Source organism: Mesorhizobium sp. M0898, from assembly GCF_040319695.1.
Classification (GTDB): domain Bacteria; phylum Pseudomonadota; class Alphaproteobacteria; order Rhizobiales; family Rhizobiaceae; genus Mesorhizobium.
The window spans coordinates 1-17,552 of the sequence record NZ_JAMYOE010000024.1 but is presented as its reverse complement, the minus strand read 5'-3'; the positions used below and the strand labels follow the sequence as shown (position 1 = coordinate 17,552).

Below are 17,552 nucleotides of genomic sequence, written 5' to 3'. Positions count from 1 at the left end.
TGGATGCACGGGATTTTTCGTGTAATGCCGCCCGCAACCCGGCGGTTCGGGCAAAAACCGGTCCTGTTCCGCTGCGTTTCCGGCAGGACCATCTTTCAGCTTGATTAGCGGCATTCTGCCCGCTAACGAAGACAGACAACCAAAAGACGAGGATGCCCAAATGAGTGACACCGCAGAGCGCGTCAAGAAGATCGTCATCGAGCACCTTGGCGTCGATGCCGACAAGGTGACGGAGCAGGCGAGCTTCATCGATGATCTGGGCGCGGACAGCCTCGACACGGTCGAACTTGTCATGGCGTTCGAAGAAGAGTTCGGTGTCGAAATCCCGGACGACGCCGCCGAGACCATCCTGACTGTTGGCGATGCGGTGAAATACATCGACAAGGCCTCCGCCTGACGCTATTTGCAGTCATCACCGGGGAGGACCTGCGATGAGGCGTGTCGTCGTCACGGGCCTTGGGCTGCTTTCGCCGTTCGGCATGGGCTTCGAGCACAGCTGGAAGGAGCTTCTGACCGGCCGCAGCGCAGCCAAGCGCATCACCGAATTCGAGGTGGAAGATCTTGCCTGCAAGGTCGCCCACGTCATTCCGCGCGGTGACGGCTCCAATGCCACTTTCAATCCTGAAGCCGTTCTCGAGCCGAAGGAACTGCGCAAGATCGGCGACTTCATTCTGTACGGGATCGCGGCCGCCGACGAGGCACTCAAGGATTCCGGCTGGCAGCCGAAGACGCATGAGGAACAGTGCGCCAGCGGCGTGCTGATCGGTTCGGGCATCGGCGGCATCGAAGGCATCGCCGAGAATGCGATGATCCTCAAGGAACGCGGTCCGCGCCGCATCAGCCCATTCTTCATCCCTGGCCAGATCATCAACCTCGTCTCCGGTCAGGTCTCGATCCGGCATGGGCTGAAAGGCCCCAACCATGCCGTCGTCACCGCTTGCTCGACCGGTGCGCACGCCATCGGCGATGCCGCCCGGCTGATCATCTGGGGCGATGCCGACGTGATGGTCGCAGGCGGCGCCGAAGCGCCGGTGACGAGACTGTCGGTCGCCGGGTTCGCCGCTTGCCGCGCGCTCTCCACCGAGCGCAACGATGCGCCACAAACGGCCTCACGCCCCTATGATCGCGATCGCGACGGCTTCGTCATGGGCGAGGGCGCCGGTGTTGTCGTGCTCGAGGAGCTCGAACACGCCAAGGCCCGCGGCGCCAAGATCTATGCCGAGGTCACCGGCTACGGTCTGACCGGTGACGCCTATCACATCACCGCGCCTGCCGAGGACGGCGACGGCGCTTTCCGTTGCATGACCGCGGCGCTGAACCGGGCGAAGCTGACGCCGGCCGATGTCGACTACATCAACGCGCACGGCACCTCGACCATGGCCGATACGATCGAACTCGGCGCCGTCGAGCGGCTGGTCGGCAACGCCGCCTCGAAGATATCGATGTCGTCGACCAAATCGTCGATTGGCCACCTGCTGGGCGCGGCTGGTGCTGCCGAGGCGATCTTTTCGATCCTCGCCATTCGCGACAACATCGCGCCGCCGACCATCAATCTTGACAATCCGGAGCGCGAAACGGCGATCGACCTGGTGCCGCACAAGCCGCGGGCCCGGCAGATAGACGTGGCGCTGTCCAACTCCTTCGGCTTCGGTGGCACCAACGCCTCGCTCGTCTTCCAGCGCTACAATGGCTGACCGCTCTGCCGGTTTCCGTCTGCCGTCAATTTTGCCATATTCGCCCCTACTCTGCCCGAGGGGATTCGTCGCAAGATCAAATGGTAGGGCGCTATGAACACAAATCCGGCCGATAACGGGGAATTCGGGCAACGGCCAGCAACGCCCACGCCCGGCCCGATCGTGCCGAAGACGGCCAGCGAGGCGTTGCGGCCCGAGGCCGGCACGCCGCCGCCGAAGCGCTCGCGTGCCTCGCGCAGCCAGTTCGTCGTGTTCATGAACTTCGTCATCTCTTCGGTGATGCTGATGGTGCTGGCGGCAGGCGTTGCGCTGTATTTCGGCAAGCAGGAGTTCAACGAGCCCGGCCCGTCGGCCAATGGCGACACTTTCCTGGTCAAGCCGAATAGCGGCGTCCAGGAGATCGCCGACCAGCTTGAGCGGCGAGGGCTGATCAGCGACGCCCGCATTTTCCGCCTTGGCGTGCGCGCCTTCGGCAATGATTCCGCCCTGAAGGCCGGCGAATACGAGATCAAGCCGCAGGCGTCGATGCACGATATCATGGAACTGCTGAAGAGCGGCAAGTCGGTGATGTATTCGCTGACCATCCCCGAGGGGCTGACGGTCGAGCAGGCGCTGCAACGGATCGCCGAGCAGGACGCGCTGACCGGCGATATGCCGTCGACCACTCCACCTGAGGGCAGCCTCGCCACCGACACGCTGCGTTTCACCCGCGGCGCAACACGCCAGCAGATGGTCGACAAGCTTCTGGCCGACCAGAAGAAGCTGGTCGACGAGGTCTGGCAACGCCGAGCGCCGGATCTGCCGATCGCCAACGTTGAGGATTTTGTCACCCTGGCCTCTATCGTCGAGAAGGAGACCGGCAAGGGCGATGAACGCTCGCGCGTAGCCGCCGTCTTCCTCAACCGGCTGGCCAAGGGTATGCGGCTGCAGTCGGACCCGACCATCATCTACGGCCTGTTCGGCGGCAAAGGCAAACCCATCGACCGCCCGATCTATCAGTCGGACATCCAGAAGCCGACGCCCTACAACACCTATCTGATCAACGGGTTACCGCCGACGCCGATCGCCAATCCCGGCCGTGCGGCGCTGGAGGCTGTCGCCAATCCGTCGAAGACCAGCGATCTCTACTTCGTCGCCGACGGCAGCGGCGGGCACGTCTTTGCCTCGACGCTCGATGAGCATAACGAGAATGTCGCTCGCTACCGGGCACTGCTGAAAAAGCAGGCGCAGGACGCCGCCAAGGCCGGAGCAACCAATACCGGAGCCGACACGCCGGCGGGAGCCATCGTTGACGATGCAGGCCCCACCGCCGCCCAGTAGGGCCGGACGCCATCAGTTTGGCCCTGTGCATATCCGGGTGGATGTGCAAGGGCTGCCATGGCATTGAAATTCACATGGTCCTGTCCGGAGAAAATCGCTCCGGCTTGAGGGGCATTCGGCAAAGGGACGCACGGCTACATGAACTTGCAGAGCATGACCGGTTTTGCGCGCAGTGTCGCCGAACACGACGGCACTTCGATTGCCTGGGAAGCCAAGTCCGTCAACGGCAAAAGCGTCGAGGTCAGGCTGCGGCTGCCGCAAGGTTTCGACCGGTTGGAGCCGGCCGTCCGGCAGACGGTGCAGAAGCGTTTTGCGCGCGGCAATTTCCAGATGACGCTGACCATTGGCCGCGCCGCCGGCGCGCAAGCGCAACCCGTGGTCAACGAGGCTTTCCTGAAGGATCTGGCGGGCTTGGCCAAGCGGCTGCAGGAGCAGTTCGGAGTAGCCCCTGCGGCGGCCGACGGCCTGCTTGCGCTGCGCGGCGTCCTCGACATTCCCGAAACCATCGAAACCGAAGAGGCGCGCAGTGCGCTCGATACCGCAATACTGTCGGCGCTGGAAGCAGCACTGAACGGGCTGCACCAGGCGCGCCAGGGCGAAGGTGCGGCACTTCGTTCCCTGCTGTCCGGCCATATCGATGCCATCGAGGCGCTGACGCTGCGGGCCGAGGCCGATCCATCACGCGAACCGGCCACGATCCGCGAAAGGCTCGCCGAGCAGATCCGCCTGTTGATGGACGCGTCTGCCAACCTGGACGCCAGCCGGCTGCATATGGAAGCGGCGTTCCTGGCCACCAAGGCCGACATACGCGAGGAGATCGACCGGCTGAAGACACATGTGGCGTCAGGCCGGGCGCTGCTCGGCGGCGGCGGCGCCATCGGCCGCAAGCTCGATTTCCTGGCACAGGAATTCAACCGCGAATCGAATACGCTGTGTTCCAAGTCGAATGCTGCCGCGGTCACCGCCATCGGGCTGGAACTGAAGGCGGTCGTCGACCAGTTTCGCGAACAGGTCCAGAATCTGGAATGATCCCGATGCCAAGCCACATGACTGCCAAGCCCCATGACCGCTAGGGATGTGGGTTCCCGCATTCGGCGCCGCGGGCTGATGCTGGTCTTGTCGTCGCCGTCAGGCGCCGGCAAGTCGACGATTGCGCGCAATCTGCTGGAGAGCGATTCCAGCCTGGAATTGTCGGTCTCGGTCACCACGCGGCCACGCCGCGGCAGCGAGATCGAGGGCGTCCATTACCATTTCCGTACCATGCGCGAGTTCGAGCGGCTGCGCGATTCCGATGCGCTGCTCGAATGGGCGGAGGTGCACGGCAATTGCTACGCGACGCCGCGCGAGCCGGCTGAACAGGCGCTGGCCGAAGGCCGCGACATGCTGTTCGACATCGACTGGCAAGGCGCTCAGCAGCTCAAGGAGAAGATGCGCGCCGACATCGTCTCGATATTCATCCTGCCGCCATCGATGAAGGAATTGAAGGCGCGGCTGAAGCGTCGCGCCGAGGACCAGGAAGCGGTGATCGAGACGCGGCTCAAGAACGCCCGCAACGAGATCGAGCACTGGAAGGAATATGATTTCGTCATCGTCAACGACGATCTCGACCGCGCTTTCGCCGAGGTGCGCGGCATCGTCACCGCCGAACGGCTCAGACGCGATCGCCGGCCCGGCCTGTTCGATTTCGTCTCGGGGCTGCTCGACGAGAAGACGGATTGATCAACGCGCTATCCCCTCGACCAGGATCAGATTGCGGCTGAGCGCGGCGTCGCGCAGCTCCAATGCAGCGGCGTATTCGGCCGAGCGATACCAGCGCCCCGCCGTGTCCATGTCGGGGAATTCGACGATGATCAGCGGCCCGGGAGACCAGTCGCCTTCCAACATTTCCACCTTGCCACCGCGTACCAGATAGCGCCCGCCGTGCTGGGCGATGGAGGCAGCCGCGCGGGTGCGATAAGCTTCGATCGCCTCTGCGTCGCGGATCGTGACGTCGGAAATGACATAGGCGGCCATTGTTTGTCTCCGGGCAGGTTTGTCCGGCTATCTATGCCGTGAGAGCGGAAATTCTACGCAGACGCGTCCCGGCATCACACCGCGTTGGTCAGGCGAACGAACTCCTCGACGCTCAGCGTCTCGGCGCGCCTGGTCGGATCGATGCCGGCACGGGCAAGCAGCGCCTCGCCGCCGAGGCTTTTCACGCTCTGCCGCAGCATTTTCCGGCGCTGGCCAAACGCCGCTTCGGTGACGCGGCTGAGCCGTTTCACCTCTGCCGGCAAGGGGCTGGCGCGCGGCACCAGATGCACCACCGAGGACGTCACCTTGGGTGGCGGCGTGAACGCCTGCGGCGGCACGTCGAAGGCAATCCTCGCCTCCGTCCGCCAGCCTGCCAGCACGCCGAGCCGACCATAGGCATCGCTGCCGGGGCTGGCTGCAATGCGTTCGGCGACCTCGCGCTGGAACATCAGTGTCATCGATGTGTAGAAGGGCGGCCACTCGGTGACGGTCAGCCAGCGGATCAGCAATTCGGTGCCGATATTGTAGGGCAGGTTGGCGACGATTTTCGCCGGCCCGCCGCTTTCCCCTTTAGCAAGCGCTGCAAAATCGGTTTTCAGCGCATCGCCGGCTATGATCTCTAGCCGGCCCGGATAGTGGTTCGCGATCTCGGCCAAGGCCGCCAGGCAGCGCTCGTCGCGCTCGATGGCGACGACCCGCCGGGCGCCGTTGAGGAGCAGGGCCCGGGTCAGCCCGCCCGGACCGGGACCGACCTCGATAACCGTAACGTCGCTCAGGTCGCCGGCGGTTCGCGCAATCTTGCTTGTCAGGTTAAGGTCGAGCAGAAAATTCTGGCCCAGCGCCTTTTTCGCCTGCAGCCCATGGCGCTCGATAACCTCGCGCAGTGGCGGCAGGCCGTCTATGCTCATCGGGCTGGGCTCATCAGGCGGGCTCATCGGGTTAAGGCCATCGAATATGGCTGATTGGGCTCAGGGCCTACGGCCTTTTCCCGGTATCGGCAAGAACGCGAGCGAGTTTCAGCGCTGCAATCAGGCTGCCGGCACGGGCGATGCCCTTGCCGGCGATATCGAAGGCGGTGCCGTGGTCGGGCGAGGTGCGGACGAAGGGCAGGCCGAGCGTGACGTTGACCGCCTCGTCAAACGCCAGCGCCTTGGCCGGGATCAGCGCCTGGTCGTGATACATACAGAGCGCCACGTCGTAGCCGGCGCGGGCGCGAGCATGAAACAGCGTGTCGGCCGGCAACGGCCCGAAGGCGTCGATCCCTTCCTGCCTCAGCCGGTCGACCGCCGGGCGCACGATCCGCTCGTCTTCGGTGCCCATGGTGCCGCCTTCGCCGGCATGCGGGTTGAGGCCGGCAATGGCGAGCCGCGGCTTGGCAATTCCGAAGCGGTTCGCAAGGTCGGCGGCGGTGATGCGGCCGGTGGCGACGATAAGGTCCGTGGTCAGCGCTTTCGGCACCTCGGCCAGCGCGATGTGGATGGTGACCGGCACGGTGCGCAGGTCCGGACCGGCAAGCAGCATCACAGGCGTCACTTCGATGCCGGTGTGAAGCGATGCCAGATGCGCCAGATATTCGGTGTGGCCGGGAAAGCGAAAGCCGGCGTCGTAGAGCGGCTTCTTGGCAATGGGGCAGGTGACGACTGCGGCGGCGCGGCCGGCCAGGCAGTCGGCAACTGCGCGGTCGATCGCCTCGATGATGCCGGCGGCGTTGGCTGGATCCGGGCGGCCGGGACTGTCGACGAAACGGGCAGCAAGCGCCACCAACGGCAGCGCGCGCGAAAACACCCCCGGCGCTAACGCCGGCGTCGTCTCGGCAATCGCGATATCGGTGCCGAGCCTGTGCGCCCGCGCGGCAATCAGTGCCGGATCGGCAAGGAGATAAAATGACGGAACGCCAGCGCTTTCGCGGGCCTGCCAAGCAGCGATGGCGATGTCCGGCCCCACGCCGGACGGATCGCCGACGCTCAACGCCAGCGGAAGCTCTGCGTCAGCCACGGCGCGTCGACTTCAGCGCTCGATTATGCGGGCTTTCTTCCGCAACTCCTCGACATATTTCTTCGAGAGTTCGTCGGCGTTCTTGTCGCTCGAACCTTCACTCTGGAACACCATCTGCGCGGCTTTGTCGTCTGACACTTCGCGCGACGAGCAGATGCCGATGAATTCGACACCGCGGTCGGTTTCGCGCGTCGTGGTGGCGCCGCCGACCTTTGTAGCCTTTATCTGCTCGGCCCAGTCCGCCGGCAATTGCGGCGCCAGCACCCGGCCGAGATCGCGAACGGTGACATCGATCAGGCCCTTGGCGAATTCGCGCGTGGTGTTGCAGCCGTTGAAGCGGGCGCGCATAGCGTCGGCTTCGCGTTTGCGCTTGGCCAGCGTCGCGCTGCGCTCGGCCGCCGGCACCACGAAGATGACCTGCTGCAGCATGTATTCTGTGGCGCTCGGTTTGCTGCCGCCTTTTTCGAGCATGCGCTTGACGAGGTCCTGCTCGCTCATGGCGCCGCCGCCGTCGCTAGAACGGTGACGCGCCGTCAGCGCCTGGTTCCAGGCCATCTGCGCCCGGATAAAGTCCTTGAAATGCTCCTTGGTGACGCCGGATTGCGCCATCGCGCCGTCAAGCTGCTTGAGCGGCATCTTGTTGCTGGTGGCGAAACGCTGATAAGCGGCATCGACCTGCTCGTCGCTGATGCGGATGCCGAGCCGCCGGGCTTCGGCCAGGCGCAGCGTCTGGTCGATCATTTCCTGGCTGGCATCGCCCTTTCTGTGCTGCAGGCGCAGGAAAGCGGCCCGATGCTGGATGTCGCCGGTGGTGATCGGTATATTGTTGACGACGTATTTGATCTCGGTGGCGAAAACTGGCCGTGTCACCGCGGTGGTCGAGAACGCCACCAGCAGCGCGAACCCTGCCGAAAAGAGGTATTTCCTCATCGAAAGCATCCCAATTCCATCCCGATTCAGCCGAACCTATCCCAGTTCAGGCCGTCAAAATTCGTGCCTGCTCTATGCGGCGAAACAATGTCGTCCGCCAGCCGCCCCGTTGCCGACCGCTGCCCGTTATTGAATGGTGTCGATGGAGCGTTGCGACGAGCCGAAATCGCCGAGCGTGCGGAACGACAGGTTGAAGCCGACGTTCTGCGATACTTCCTTGGTGTTCAGGTCACGTCTTTCCGAAAACGTCATCAAATAGGTAAAGCACGAATCACTATAGGCAAAGCCGACCCCGTCCTTGACCAGAACGCTCTGCTCCAGATCATATGTGCCGGTGCCAAAGACGCGCCAATTCTCGGCAAGATGTGTCGAGGCGCCGAGCGTAACCTCATGGCGATCGGTTGAGAAGCCATAGAGTGGCTGCGCCTGGATGAAGGCGTATTTGGCGCTCAGCGATACCGGCAGGCCTGAAAAGGCGGCCTTTACCTCAGCGCGGCGGATCTCGAAGCTTTGCTCGTCGAAACGGCCGCTGACCGAGCCGGAAAACCCGCTGGGGCTGTTGAAGCCGACAAGGCCGACATAGTCGGAGGTTGCAGTTTCAAGGCCTGAATAGGCGCCGACATTGACCAGGTCCGGCGTGCCGAACGAGTTCTGGCCGCCCAGCTGGTAGGATTGGCCGAACACCGCATTGGTGCCCCAGCCATTGTCATATGCGCCGGAATAGCGCAGCCCGACATTGGCGCGTGTGCCGCCTTCCATGCGGTCATAGCCCGAGAATTTGTCGCGCTCGAACAGCGTCGTGGCGTCGAAGACGAAGCTCTGGGCGTCCTCGTTGGGGACCGCCAGCCCGCCGACATATTGCTCGTTCGGACGCATGAATACCTGCGCCATCGGTTCGAAGACATGGCTGGAACTGGTCATCGAAAACAGCACCGGCCAGCGCATCTCAAGGCCGGCGGTCGCCATGTAGCGGGCAAGCGATGAACGCATATCGTCCTCGACGCCGAGATTGGTCGCCATCTGGTTGACGGCGTCGAGCGAGGCCGAGGAGGCGTTGACGTAGCCGGCGTCGCCCCGCAGCGCCAGGAGCGGTGTCAGCAGCAGCCCGCCATCGGTGGTGAAGGTGCGCTTCCATTCGGCTTCCGCGGTAAGGCGCCCGGATTGACCGTCGATGCCGCGAACGTTGTTGACGGACGAAGGGATGCCCGAATTTGCAAGAGCCGTATCGAGCCTGTCGCGGTCAATGACCCGCGCGTTGACGTCGAACGACAGCTGCCCGCCGGCCACCGGCATGTCGGGGATATAGGCGTAGTCGAGCGAGGGTAGCACCCAGGGCTGCTTGGCGGCGCGTGCAGTCGGATCGCTGGCGAGCGTGTCTTCCTGAACCTCGAAGTGCATGGCGCGCACGTCGAAGTAATTGCGATCGTTGAGCCCCGTCAGGTACACCTCGGAGCGGTGCACGCTATCGTTGAAGCCATCGATGTCGTAGGTGCGCGCGAAATTCTTGTCGCTCTGCAGCAGGATGTCCCAGCCGAAGTCCCAGCGCGGGTTGATGGCGAACTGGCCCTTGGTGCCCATCATGCCGCGGAACCTGTTCGGGTCGCCTTCGGTACCCGAATTCACGTTGTGGCCATTGTCGTCGATGAAGGCGTCGGGATTCTCCTGCCGGATGCCCGCAATCTTCAGGCTGTACTGACCGTTGTTGAAGCGCTGCCTCCACTCGGCCTCACCGAGGAAACCTTGCTTGGTATAGCCGCTGCCAGTGACAGTGAGATCGTAGGTCGGCGAGAGCGCGAAATAATAGGGGACTTTAACACCGACGCCGAGATCGCTCTTGTAGGCGACGCCGGGGATCAGGAAGCCGCTCTTGCGCTTGACCGTTGGGTCGGCGATCTCGAAAGCCGGCAGATAGGCCAGCGGAAAGCCGAAGAACTCGAAATTCGAGTTCTCGAAGCGAACCGTCTTCTTCTCGCCGTTCCAGATGATCTTCCTGGCCTTGATACGCCAGGTCGGCGCTTTGTCGGGCTTGTCCTCGCACGGCTCGCAGGCGGTGTAGACGCCATTGTGGAACGTCGTCAGCACGCCGCCCATGCGCTCCGCGCTTTCGGCGGCGAAATACGCCTTGTCTATGGTCTCGACCCGCAGCGCGTTGACGAAGCCGTCGGCGAAATCGTCAGTGATGTCGGCATGTTGCGAATAGATTTTGGTGCCGTCGCTATTGACGAGTTCGACATTGCCGCTGGCGACGAGGCGTTTGGTGTTGCGGTTGTATTCGACCCGCTGGGCGACGAGACGGTTGCCGCCGTAGTCGATCTGGACGCCACCGACGGCCGTCACTGTCTGCTTGTCGTTGTCGTAGACCAGCGTATCGGCTGCCAACAGCATCTGCGTGCCGCTCGGAACCTTCGTTGCCAGCTCACTGACGTCCTGGGCGAAAGCCGGAGCAACCGGGGCGGCGCTGGCAAGCAGGCATGCCAAGGCGCTCGCCGCAGAGAGGCGTGCCAAACCGGCGTGCCTATGGCTGCGCAAAACCGCCTCCCTCACTAGCCGTCTTCCTTGTATAGCAGGAATGTCACCCCGAAGAACATAGCCACGACAACCGGGACCCAAGCCGCTACGGCCGTGGGTACGAATCCCGCTACGCCGAATGCCTTGACCAGCACCGAAACGACATAAAGCAGAAACCCGGCCACGATGCCACCCAGAATCATCGTTGCCGACTGCCCCATCCTCGCAAATCGCATTGATACCGTTGCCGCAATCAGCGTCATCGCGACAAGCAGGAACGGCAGCGCAATCAGGGAATTGAACTGCATGGCGAAGGCATTTGCCTTGAGGCCGAAGGAGCGGGCCACTTCGATCTTGCCGGGCAGATCGTAGAAGGGAATGGTCTCAGGGCGCGCCAACCGCTCTTGCACGAATTCCGGCTTGAGATTGGTCGGCAGCCGATCGCTGGGTAACGACTGGATGGTACCGTCCCGGAACACCTTGACGTCCTGCAATTCCCAGTAGCCGTCCCGCAAAAAGGCGCGCGCCGCATCCTTGCGCTCGATGATGTCGCCTTGCGGGCTGAAGCTGAAGAAGACCGCGTCGGCCATCTCCAGGCCTTGATTAAGAATGGCGCGCGCGCCGATGATGGTATCGCCGGCGTTGGTTTTCTGCCTGATCCAGGGCGCAGCATCGGCCGAGACGCTGTTCGACTTGCCCGAACGGAGCTGGGTCTCGATCTCCTCGGACCAGGAATAGGCGTGCGCGGCTACCGGATTGATGACGCCGACCGACAAGGCTCCAAACAGCAGCGCCCCGATGCAGCACGGCAGCAGGAATTGCCATGCGGAAACCCCGGCGGAACGGGCAATGACCAATTCGTATTTGCGGTTGAGCGACACCAACGTCGCCATCGCCGAGAACAGGCCGACGAACGGCACCGTCTGCAGCATGATCATCGGCATCCTGAGCCCCGAAATGGCGAACGCAGTTGCGTAGGTGAAGCCCGGCACGCCAGTCGTGCGGCCGGAAAGCTCGGTGAAATCGATCAGGAACACCAGCGCCAAGAGGCCGATGAAGAACCAGATGGTGATTGTCACATAGCGAAAGAAGAAGTACCGACCCAGAGTCCAGCCCATCAGCCGGCTCCCTGTCCGGATGCGCCACGCCCGGCAAAACGGAGCTTGATGGCGCTCCAGCCGTCACTGAAGCGGCCGGCAAGATTGGTTATCCAATCGGCCCAGGCAACCGGCAGTTCCATGGTCCGGTTGGAAACAATGAACCAGATGGCGATCGCCGATGCCACGATCGGGACGCCGTAGACCATATAGGCATATTGCGGCACCTTGTCGGCCTTGCCGGCGGCAAAGAACCCGAGCCAGCGCACGAACAGCGCGATCGCGATTGCCGTGATCAGCGGGTGCACACGCGCCTCGCGATGCGAGCGCGCATCTCCGGCAACGGCGAGCGCGATCAGCGCGAAGACGAGCGAATAGGACCACTCGGAAAAACGCTGGTTGAGCTCGGCCAGGTACCTGTTCGGCTTTTGCTGGTACATCTTGTCGTTCGGACTGGGATTGAGCAGATACTGGGTCGTCCGGTCCTTCGGCAAAAGCAGGATGTCAGATGATGCCGACATGAAAGCGGACAAGTCGAAGGCGTAGGAGGTGAACCGGATCACCGAGAGGTCGCCGGTCATGGTTTTGCGATGGATGACCCCGTCATTCATCATCAGCACCTTCTCGTCGCCGCGTTCGATGATGCTGCCGGTCTTGGCGTAGTAGATGAGATTGACGCCTTCTTCGCGCGAATCGGCGACGAAGATGCCGCCGAGACGGTTGTCGGGAAGCCGTTCGCCAACCTGCAGGAACAGGCCGTCATCGATCTTGCGGAAGGTGCCTTCCTGGATGATCAACGACAACAGATCGGCACGCGACGACGCAATCAACTCGCGGTTCTTCTGGCGTGCATAAGGGTCGACGCCATTGTCGACGGCGAAGGAAAAAACGCTGGCTGCAAGTGCCAGAAGCATGATCGGCCTGACGATGGTCCAGCGTGAAGCGCCGGCGGCATTGATGACGGCCAGCTCCGAATCCGAATTCATCACGCTGAGGATCTGGGCGACCGCGACCACCAGGGCGAACGGCACGACGATCGGAACGATCGTCGGGATGATCAGCGCTGCGACTTCGAAGAAGGTGAGGGCCGACTGACCGCTATCGGTGACGAGGTCGATGCGGGCGAGCACCTGAGTCGTCCAGACGATCGCCAGCGTCCAGACGAGCGCCAGCGCGAATACCGCGAAAGCACGGCGCATGATGTAACGTTCAACGACCTTCATGAAGGCTTTTCTCGGCGGTTTCGAACGGCATCATGCCTTGGAACAAGGTAGTCGTCCGGCGCCGGCTGCACAACTGGCTCAGTTTGGCGGTTCGATCTGGGTTCTGTCCCGTATCGCAAATTCCGCTGGGCCGGAGTGTCGGCGGCAATGGATAAGAAAGGGCGAACATTGTTGGTTAACAACAGGTTGCGGCGGGAAGCGGGGCCGTGCCGCGACGAATCGTGGATGGTTCGATATCGCATATGGGGAGCGATTTCGGCCAAAGTCTTGTCAAATGCGGCAAAACGACCAAATGTCGCGCCGGTCGCGACCGCCGCGGCGTGATAAGACGGGTCAGGATCTGTTGAGCCCCAGCATGGAAGCGGAAAAATTGCGCGGTCAAACGGGTCGGGAAGCGGTCTTTGACGGCGCGATCGTGGTCGGGGCCGGCGCGGCCGGCCTTGCCGCCGCCCACGCCTTGATGAAGGCCGGCGTACCGACGCTCGTCCTGGAAAAGGAGAGCCGGCTTGCCGAACCCTGGCATCGGCGGCACCAGCGGCTGCACCTCAATACGCATCGCGATCTCTCGACGCTGCCCGGCGTCGGCTATCCCGCAGGCACCCCGGCTTTTCCGCATAAATCGGCCGTCATTCGCCATCTGAACGATTTCAGCCAGGCGCATGGTCTGCCCGTCGCATTCGGCGTTGCCGTTGAAGAGATCACGTTCGACGGCGATCACTGGACCGTGCGGACGAACTCCGGACGTCGTCTGGCGCGCCATGTCGTCGTCGCCACCGGGCGCGACCGGCAGCCGTTTATTCCCGCGTGGAAAGGCATGAAGGATTTTGCAGGCCGGATTATCCATTCGGCCGATTTTGGCGAGGCGAAGGACTACGTCGGCAAAAAGGTGCTGGTCGTCGGAGCCGGCAATTCGGGGTTCGACGCACTCAACCATCTTTCGAATGCAGATGCCCAAAGCATCTGGCTGTCGGCCCGCAACGGCCCGTCGCTGCTGCCGAAACGCATCGGCAAGGTCGCCGTCCACAGGCTTTCACCGTTGATTGCGAGCTTGCCGGTGCGGCTGGCCGATGCGGTGATGGCGACAACCCAGCGCCTGGTTTTCGGCGACCTGACGAAATTTGGGCTTCCGCCGGCTCCCATAGGCGGTGCGAGCCGTCTGAGCGCCGACTACACCGCGATCGCAGCCGATGACGGCGCGGTTCGCGCCATAAAGGCAGGCACGATCGTGGTGGTGCCACCATTGCGGGAATTTACCCACGACGGCATCGTATTGAATGACGGCAGGTTGATCACGCCCGATATCGTCATTGCGGCGACCGGCTATCGCACCGGTCTGGACCAGATGTTCGGCAAGCTCGGCGTTCTCGACGGCAAGGGCGCTCCGCTTTTCAACGGCGGCGATGCCGATCCGAAATTGCCCGGTCTGTGGTTTACCGGCATGCGGCCGAGCATTCGCGGTTGTTTCGCCAACGCCCGCATTCAGGCCAGGGCGATAGCGGCGCGGATTGTCAAGCAGCGATGATGAGCCGGACTATGCCGATTGTTCCGCCCGCAATAGACACGCCTTGTTGAGCGTGCTCGAACCGAAAGGTCAATGATCATGACGCCAGTCAGCATTCGCTACATGGTCGATGATGTCGCCGCCTCGATCGACTTCTACTGTGGACATCTGGGCTTCGCTGTTGAACAGGACGCGCGACCGGCTTTTGCTTCCGTCACACGCGGCGCTTTACGGCTCCTTCTAAGCGGACCCGGCAGTTCGGGTGCACGGGCGATGCCGGATGGCCGGCAGCCGGTGCCGGGAGGTTGGAATCGCATCCTGTTGGTGGTGCCGGACCTGAAAGAAGAGGTTGCGCGCCTCAAGAGTGCTGGACTTGTCTTTCGCAACCATATCATAACGGGCGTCGGCGGTTCGCAGACGCTGCTCGAAGACCCATCGGGCAATGTCATCGAGCTGTTTCAACCCGCCGCTCACTGACGAACGTTTCTCGCGATAATCCAACTCACTTCCCCGAAAGCAGGACATGATGAATTCGAGACCCTCGATCGCCTTTGCCAAATTCGCCGCGCCCAAAAAAGGCAGCGTTTTCGTTCTGGTGGCCGACGAGGGCGGCCTCAGCGATGCCGCCAGGGCTTGCGATCCGGCAAAGACCCTCGAGCGGGCTTTTCCGGTCGCCGACTTCACCGGCAAATTCGCCAGCCTGGTCGAAGTACTGGCACCGGAAGGGACTTCGCTCGAGCGGCTGGTGGCGGTCGGTGCCGGCAAGGGCTCCAATCTCGATGATTACGCCTGGCTGAAGCTTGGCGGCACGATTGCCGCGTCCTTTCGCAAGGCAACCGAAGTGGCCGTCGTGCTCGATCTTCCCGGTGCGGCCGTCAGCGGCAGGCAAGCCGTTCAGCTTGCAGCGGGCATCCTGCTGCGCAGCTATTCCTTCGACAAGTACAAGACCAAAAAGAACAATGGTGACGACAAGCGCGAGCCAAAAAAGCCGGTCAAGGTGACTATTCACACCGCCGATCCGGCAGCTGCAAAGAAGGCCTTCGCCGATGAAGCGGCGGTGATCGACGGCGTCTTGCTGGCGCGCGACTTGGTCAATGAACCGGCCAATGTTTTGGGACCGGTTGAATTCGCCGCCCGCATCGCCGAACTGGAGGCGCTCGGCGTCACGGTCGAGATCCTGGCCGAGAAGGAGATGAAGAAGCTCGGCATGGGTTCGCTGCTGGGCGTAGCGCAGGGCTCGCCGCGTGGCGCCCGCATCGCGGTCATGCGGTGGGACGGCGGCAAGGCCAAGGAAAGCCCGGTCGCCTTCGTCGGCAAGGGCGTCACCTTCGACACCGGCGGCAATTCGATCAAGCCGGCGTCGGGCATGGAGGACATGAAGGGCGACATGGGCGGCGCTGCTGCCGTCACCGGCCTGATGCACGCGCTGGCCGCGCGCAAGGCGAAGGTCAATGTCGTCGGCATTGTCGGGCTGGTTGAAAACGCCGTCGACGGCCACGCTCAGCGACCGGGCGACATTGTCACCTCGATGTCGGGTCAGACTATCGAAGTGCTCAATACCGACGCCGAGGGCCGCCTGGTGCTGGCCGATGCGCTCTGGTACTGCAACGACCGCTTCCAGCCGAAATTCATGATCAATCTGGCGACGCTGACCGGCGCCATCATGGTCGCGCTCGGCCAGCATTATGCCGGCCTGTTCTCCAACAATGACGAGTTGGCGGACCGGTTGACGGCGGCCGGACAGGCGACGCAGGAGCGGGTGTGGCGCATGCCGCTCGGTGCCGAATACGACAAGCTGATCGATTCCAAGAATGCTGACATGAAGAACATCGGCGGCCGCCATGGCGGCGCCATTATCGCCGCGCAGTTCCTGCAGCGCTTCGTCAAGGACACGCCCTGGGCGCATCTCGACATCGCCGGCACCGCGATGGGCGCGCCTTCCAACGAGATCAACCAGTCATGGGCTTCCGGCTTCGGCGTCAGGCTGCTCGACCGGCTGGTGCGCGATCATTACGAGCAATGAGCGGCTGGGGCGGGACTCCGACAATGTAGACTGAACGCATGGCCGAGATTCTGTTTTATCACCTGACCGAATCGACGCTGGAGGATGCGTTGCCCGGCCTCCTGGAGCGCAGTATCGATCGCGGCTGGCGTGCCGTGGTGCAGACCGGCACCGAGGAACGGCGCGACGCGCTGGACCAGCATCTGTGGACTTTCCGGGACGATTCATTCCTGGCCCACGCAACGGATCGCGAAGCCCATCCCGCCGAGCAGCCGGTGCTTCTGACCGTCGGCCCTGACAATCCGAACCAGGCGCAGATACGCTTCCTGGTCGATGGGGCGGTGCCGCCGGAGCTTGGCGGCTACCAGCGCGCCGTGTTCCTGTTCGACGGTCACGATGCAGCCCAGCTAGAGGCGGCACGCACGCACTGGAAGACAATGAAGGAGGCCGGCCACACCGTGACCTACTGGCAGCAAACGCCTGACCGGCGCTGGGAACGCAAGGCTTAGAGAATTTGCCGGCAAGGGAATCACTGGCGCCGCAATAGTGCGACGACAAAAAGATGGACCGCCGGCTATTCAGAAGACCGGAGCAAGCCCGATGCCGCCCGATGAACGAACGCCAGGCATGCCGATAGATGCCGCACTTGTTCGCCGGCTGATTGCCGCGCAGTTCCCCAAATGGGCGGACCTGCCGGTAGAGACGGTCGAGCCTGGCGGCTGGGACAACCGCACGTTCCGGCTGGGCGACAGCATGTCGGTGCGGCTGCCGAGCGCTGCCGCCTATGTCGCCCAGGTCGAGAAGGAGCATCGCTGGCTGCCCCGCTTGGCGCCTCACCTGCCTCTGCCGATACCCGTGCCGCTGGCCAAAGGCGCGCCCGGGGAAGGCTATCCATGGCCTTGGTCCGTCTATCGCTGGCTTGGCGGCAGACCGGCGGCTGGTGGACTGATTGCCGATCTTACTGAGTTCGCCCGTTCGCTGGCCGGCTTTCTGGTTGCGCTCTACCGGATCGACGCTGCCGACGGGCCACCGGCAGGGCAGCATAATTTCCACCGCGGTGGCCGGCTTTCGGTCTACGACGCCGAGACCCGAGCCGCGCTCTCGGCGCTCGGCGGCCGCATCGACAAGGCCGCCGCCGAGGCCGTGTGGGCGACGGCGCCCTTCACCGCCTGTGGAAAGGCCCCCCGGTGGGGGGCGAAGGCCCTAGAGCCGGGCGGCTAGCCACCGACAACTCTGCAAAAGAGAAGACGGGCGGCCGAGAGTAATGTT

16 protein-coding genes and 1 pseudogene are annotated in these 17,552 nt (G+C 63.2%); 10 read left to right on the top strand and 7 right to left on the bottom strand.

Going from position 1 to position 17,552, the window contains the following annotated elements:
- The first annotated feature begins 160 nt into the window (after positions 1–160).
- The 5 genes from NKH90_RS22145 to gmk all read left to right on the top strand — a co-directional run bounded on the left by NKH90_RS22145 (position 161) and on the right by gmk (position 4,733).
- Positions 161–397 carry an acyl carrier protein gene (locus tag NKH90_RS22145; protein ID WP_006203723.1) on the top strand — a complete coding sequence of 79 codons (237 nt, stop codon included), beginning with the start codon at positions 161–163 and terminating at the stop codon, positions 395–397.
- A gap of 34 nt (positions 398–431) precedes the next feature.
- The gene (gene fabF, locus NKH90_RS22140; RefSeq protein WP_352818231.1) at positions 432–1,694 is read left to right on the top strand and encodes a beta-ketoacyl-ACP synthase II; all 1,263 of its coding nucleotides are present in this window, start codon (positions 432–434) and stop codon (positions 1,692–1,694) included.
- A 93-nt stretch (positions 1,695–1,787) separates the two neighbouring features.
- The gene (gene mltG, locus NKH90_RS22135; protein ID WP_352471094.1) at positions 1,788–3,014 is read left to right on the top strand and encodes an endolytic transglycosylase MltG; all 1,227 of its coding nucleotides are present in this window, start codon (positions 1,788–1,790) and stop codon (positions 3,012–3,014) included.
- Between the two features lie 138 nt (positions 3,015–3,152).
- Positions 3,153–4,043 carry a YicC/YloC family endoribonuclease gene (locus NKH90_RS22130; RefSeq protein WP_352471095.1) on the top strand — a complete coding sequence of 297 codons (891 nt, stop codon included), beginning with the start codon at positions 3,153–3,155 and terminating at the stop codon, positions 4,041–4,043.
- Between the two features lie 33 nt (positions 4,044–4,076).
- Entirely contained in the window at positions 4,077–4,733 is a 657-nt protein-coding gene (gmk, locus tag NKH90_RS22125) for a guanylate kinase (RefSeq protein ID WP_023677701.1), read from the top strand.
- Here the strand turns inward: gmk and NKH90_RS22120 are convergent, their stop codons facing one another.
- The 7 genes from NKH90_RS22120 to lptF all read right to left on the bottom strand — a co-directional run bounded on the left by NKH90_RS22120 (position 4,734) and on the right by lptF (position 12,780).
- Complete coding sequence (locus NKH90_RS22120; protein ID WP_352820884.1) at positions 4,734–5,027, bottom strand: DUF1330 domain-containing protein; 294 nt, start codon at positions 5,025–5,027, stop codon at positions 4,734–4,736.
- A gap of 74 nt (positions 5,028–5,101) precedes the next feature.
- Positions 5,102–5,935 (bottom strand): 16S rRNA (adenine(1518)-N(6)/adenine(1519)-N(6))-dimethyltransferase RsmA, encoded by an 834-nt coding sequence (rsmA, locus tag NKH90_RS22115; RefSeq protein WP_352820881.1) that lies wholly within the window; start codon positions 5,933–5,935, stop codon positions 5,102–5,104.
- A gap of 67 nt (positions 5,936–6,002) precedes the next feature.
- Positions 6,003–7,022 (bottom strand): 4-hydroxythreonine-4-phosphate dehydrogenase PdxA, encoded by a 1,020-nt coding sequence (gene pdxA / locus NKH90_RS22110; protein ID WP_352820878.1) that lies wholly within the window; start codon positions 7,020–7,022, stop codon positions 6,003–6,005.
- A 12-nt stretch (positions 7,023–7,034) separates the two neighbouring features.
- Positions 7,035–7,961, bottom strand: a complete 927-nt coding sequence (locus NKH90_RS22105; RefSeq protein ID WP_352820876.1) for a peptidylprolyl isomerase — start codon at positions 7,959–7,961, stop codon at positions 7,035–7,037.
- Positions 7,962–8,078: 117 nt separating this feature from the next.
- Positions 8,079–10,496, bottom strand: a complete 2,418-nt coding sequence (locus tag NKH90_RS22100) for an LPS-assembly protein LptD (RefSeq protein WP_352820873.1) — start codon at positions 10,494–10,496, stop codon at positions 8,079–8,081.
- The gene (gene lptG, locus NKH90_RS22095; protein ID WP_023677695.1) at positions 10,496–11,581 is read right to left on the bottom strand and encodes an LPS export ABC transporter permease LptG; all 1,086 of its coding nucleotides are present in this window, start codon (positions 11,579–11,581) and stop codon (positions 10,496–10,498) included. The genes NKH90_RS22100 and lptG overlap by 1 nt, the downstream gene beginning before the upstream one ends.
- Positions 11,578–12,780, bottom strand: coding sequence for an LPS export ABC transporter permease LptF (lptF, locus tag NKH90_RS22090; protein WP_352471099.1), 1,203 nt, complete (start codon positions 12,778–12,780; stop codon positions 11,578–11,580). The genes lptG and lptF overlap by 4 nt, the downstream gene beginning before the upstream one ends.
- A gap of 355 nt (positions 12,781–13,135) precedes the next feature.
- Here lptF and NKH90_RS22085 point away from each other — a divergent pair, with 355 nt between their 5' ends.
- From NKH90_RS22085 to NKH90_RS22065, 5 genes and pseudogenes are all read left to right on the top strand, one after another.
- Positions 13,136–14,302: a flavin-containing monooxygenase gene (locus NKH90_RS22085; protein WP_352820957.1), complete on the top strand. Its 1,167-nt coding sequence runs from the start codon at positions 13,136–13,138 to the stop codon at positions 14,300–14,302.
- 72 nt (positions 14,303–14,374) lie between these two features.
- Entirely contained in the window at positions 14,375–14,758 is a 384-nt protein-coding gene (locus NKH90_RS22080; protein ID WP_352820870.1) for a VOC family protein, read from the top strand.
- Between the two features lie 49 nt (positions 14,759–14,807).
- Complete coding sequence (locus NKH90_RS22075) at positions 14,808–16,304, top strand: leucyl aminopeptidase (protein ID WP_352621266.1); 1,497 nt, start codon at positions 14,808–14,810, stop codon at positions 16,302–16,304.
- 38 nt (positions 16,305–16,342) lie between these two features.
- On the top strand, positions 16,343–16,792 hold the full coding sequence (locus tag NKH90_RS22070; protein WP_023719810.1) for a DNA polymerase III subunit chi: 450 nt from the start codon (positions 16,343–16,345) through the stop codon (positions 16,790–16,792).
- A gap of 91 nt (positions 16,793–16,883) precedes the next feature.
- A pseudogene (locus NKH90_RS22065) lies at positions 16,884–17,474 on the top strand (phosphotransferase); the annotation flags it as partial.
- Positions 17,475–17,552 lie beyond the last annotated feature (78 nt).

Excerpts from the sequence above, each read along its gene's own strand:
- NKH90_RS22145 (WP_006203723.1), top strand. The coding sequence starts at position 161 with ATGAGTGACACCGCAGAGCGCGTCAAGAAGATCGTCATCGAGCACCTT.
- fabF (WP_352818231.1), top strand. The coding sequence starts at position 432 with ATGAGGCGTGTCGTCGTCACGGGCCTTGGGCTGCTTTCGCCGTTCGGC.
- mltG (WP_352471094.1), top strand. The coding sequence starts at position 1,788 with ATGAACACAAATCCGGCCGATAACGGGGAATTCGGGCAACGGCCAGCA.
- NKH90_RS22130 (WP_352471095.1), top strand. The coding sequence starts at position 3,153 with ATGAACTTGCAGAGCATGACCGGTTTTGCGCGCAGTGTCGCCGAACAC.
- gmk (WP_023677701.1), top strand. The coding sequence starts at position 4,077 with ATGACCGCTAGGGATGTGGGTTCCCGCATTCGGCGCCGCGGGCTGATG.
- NKH90_RS22120 (WP_352820884.1), bottom strand. The coding sequence starts at position 5,027 with ATGGCCGCCTATGTCATTTCCGACGTCACGATCCGCGACGCAGAGGCG.
- rsmA (WP_352820881.1), bottom strand. The coding sequence starts at position 5,935 with ATGAGCATAGACGGCCTGCCGCCACTGCGCGAGGTTATCGAGCGCCAT.
- NKH90_RS22105 (WP_352820876.1), bottom strand. The coding sequence starts at position 7,961 with ATGCTTTCGATGAGGAAATACCTCTTTTCGGCAGGGTTCGCGCTGCTG.
- lptF (WP_352471099.1), bottom strand. The coding sequence starts at position 12,780 with ATGAAGGTCGTTGAACGTTACATCATGCGCCGTGCTTTCGCGGTATTC.
- NKH90_RS22085 (WP_352820957.1), top strand. The coding sequence starts at position 13,136 with ATGGAAGCGGAAAAATTGCGCGGTCAAACGGGTCGGGAAGCGGTCTTT.
- NKH90_RS22080 (WP_352820870.1), top strand. The coding sequence starts at position 14,375 with ATGATCATGACGCCAGTCAGCATTCGCTACATGGTCGATGATGTCGCC.
- NKH90_RS22075 (WP_352621266.1), top strand. The coding sequence starts at position 14,808 with ATGAATTCGAGACCCTCGATCGCCTTTGCCAAATTCGCCGCGCCCAAA.
- NKH90_RS22070 (WP_023719810.1), top strand. The coding sequence starts at position 16,343 with ATGGCCGAGATTCTGTTTTATCACCTGACCGAATCGACGCTGGAGGAT.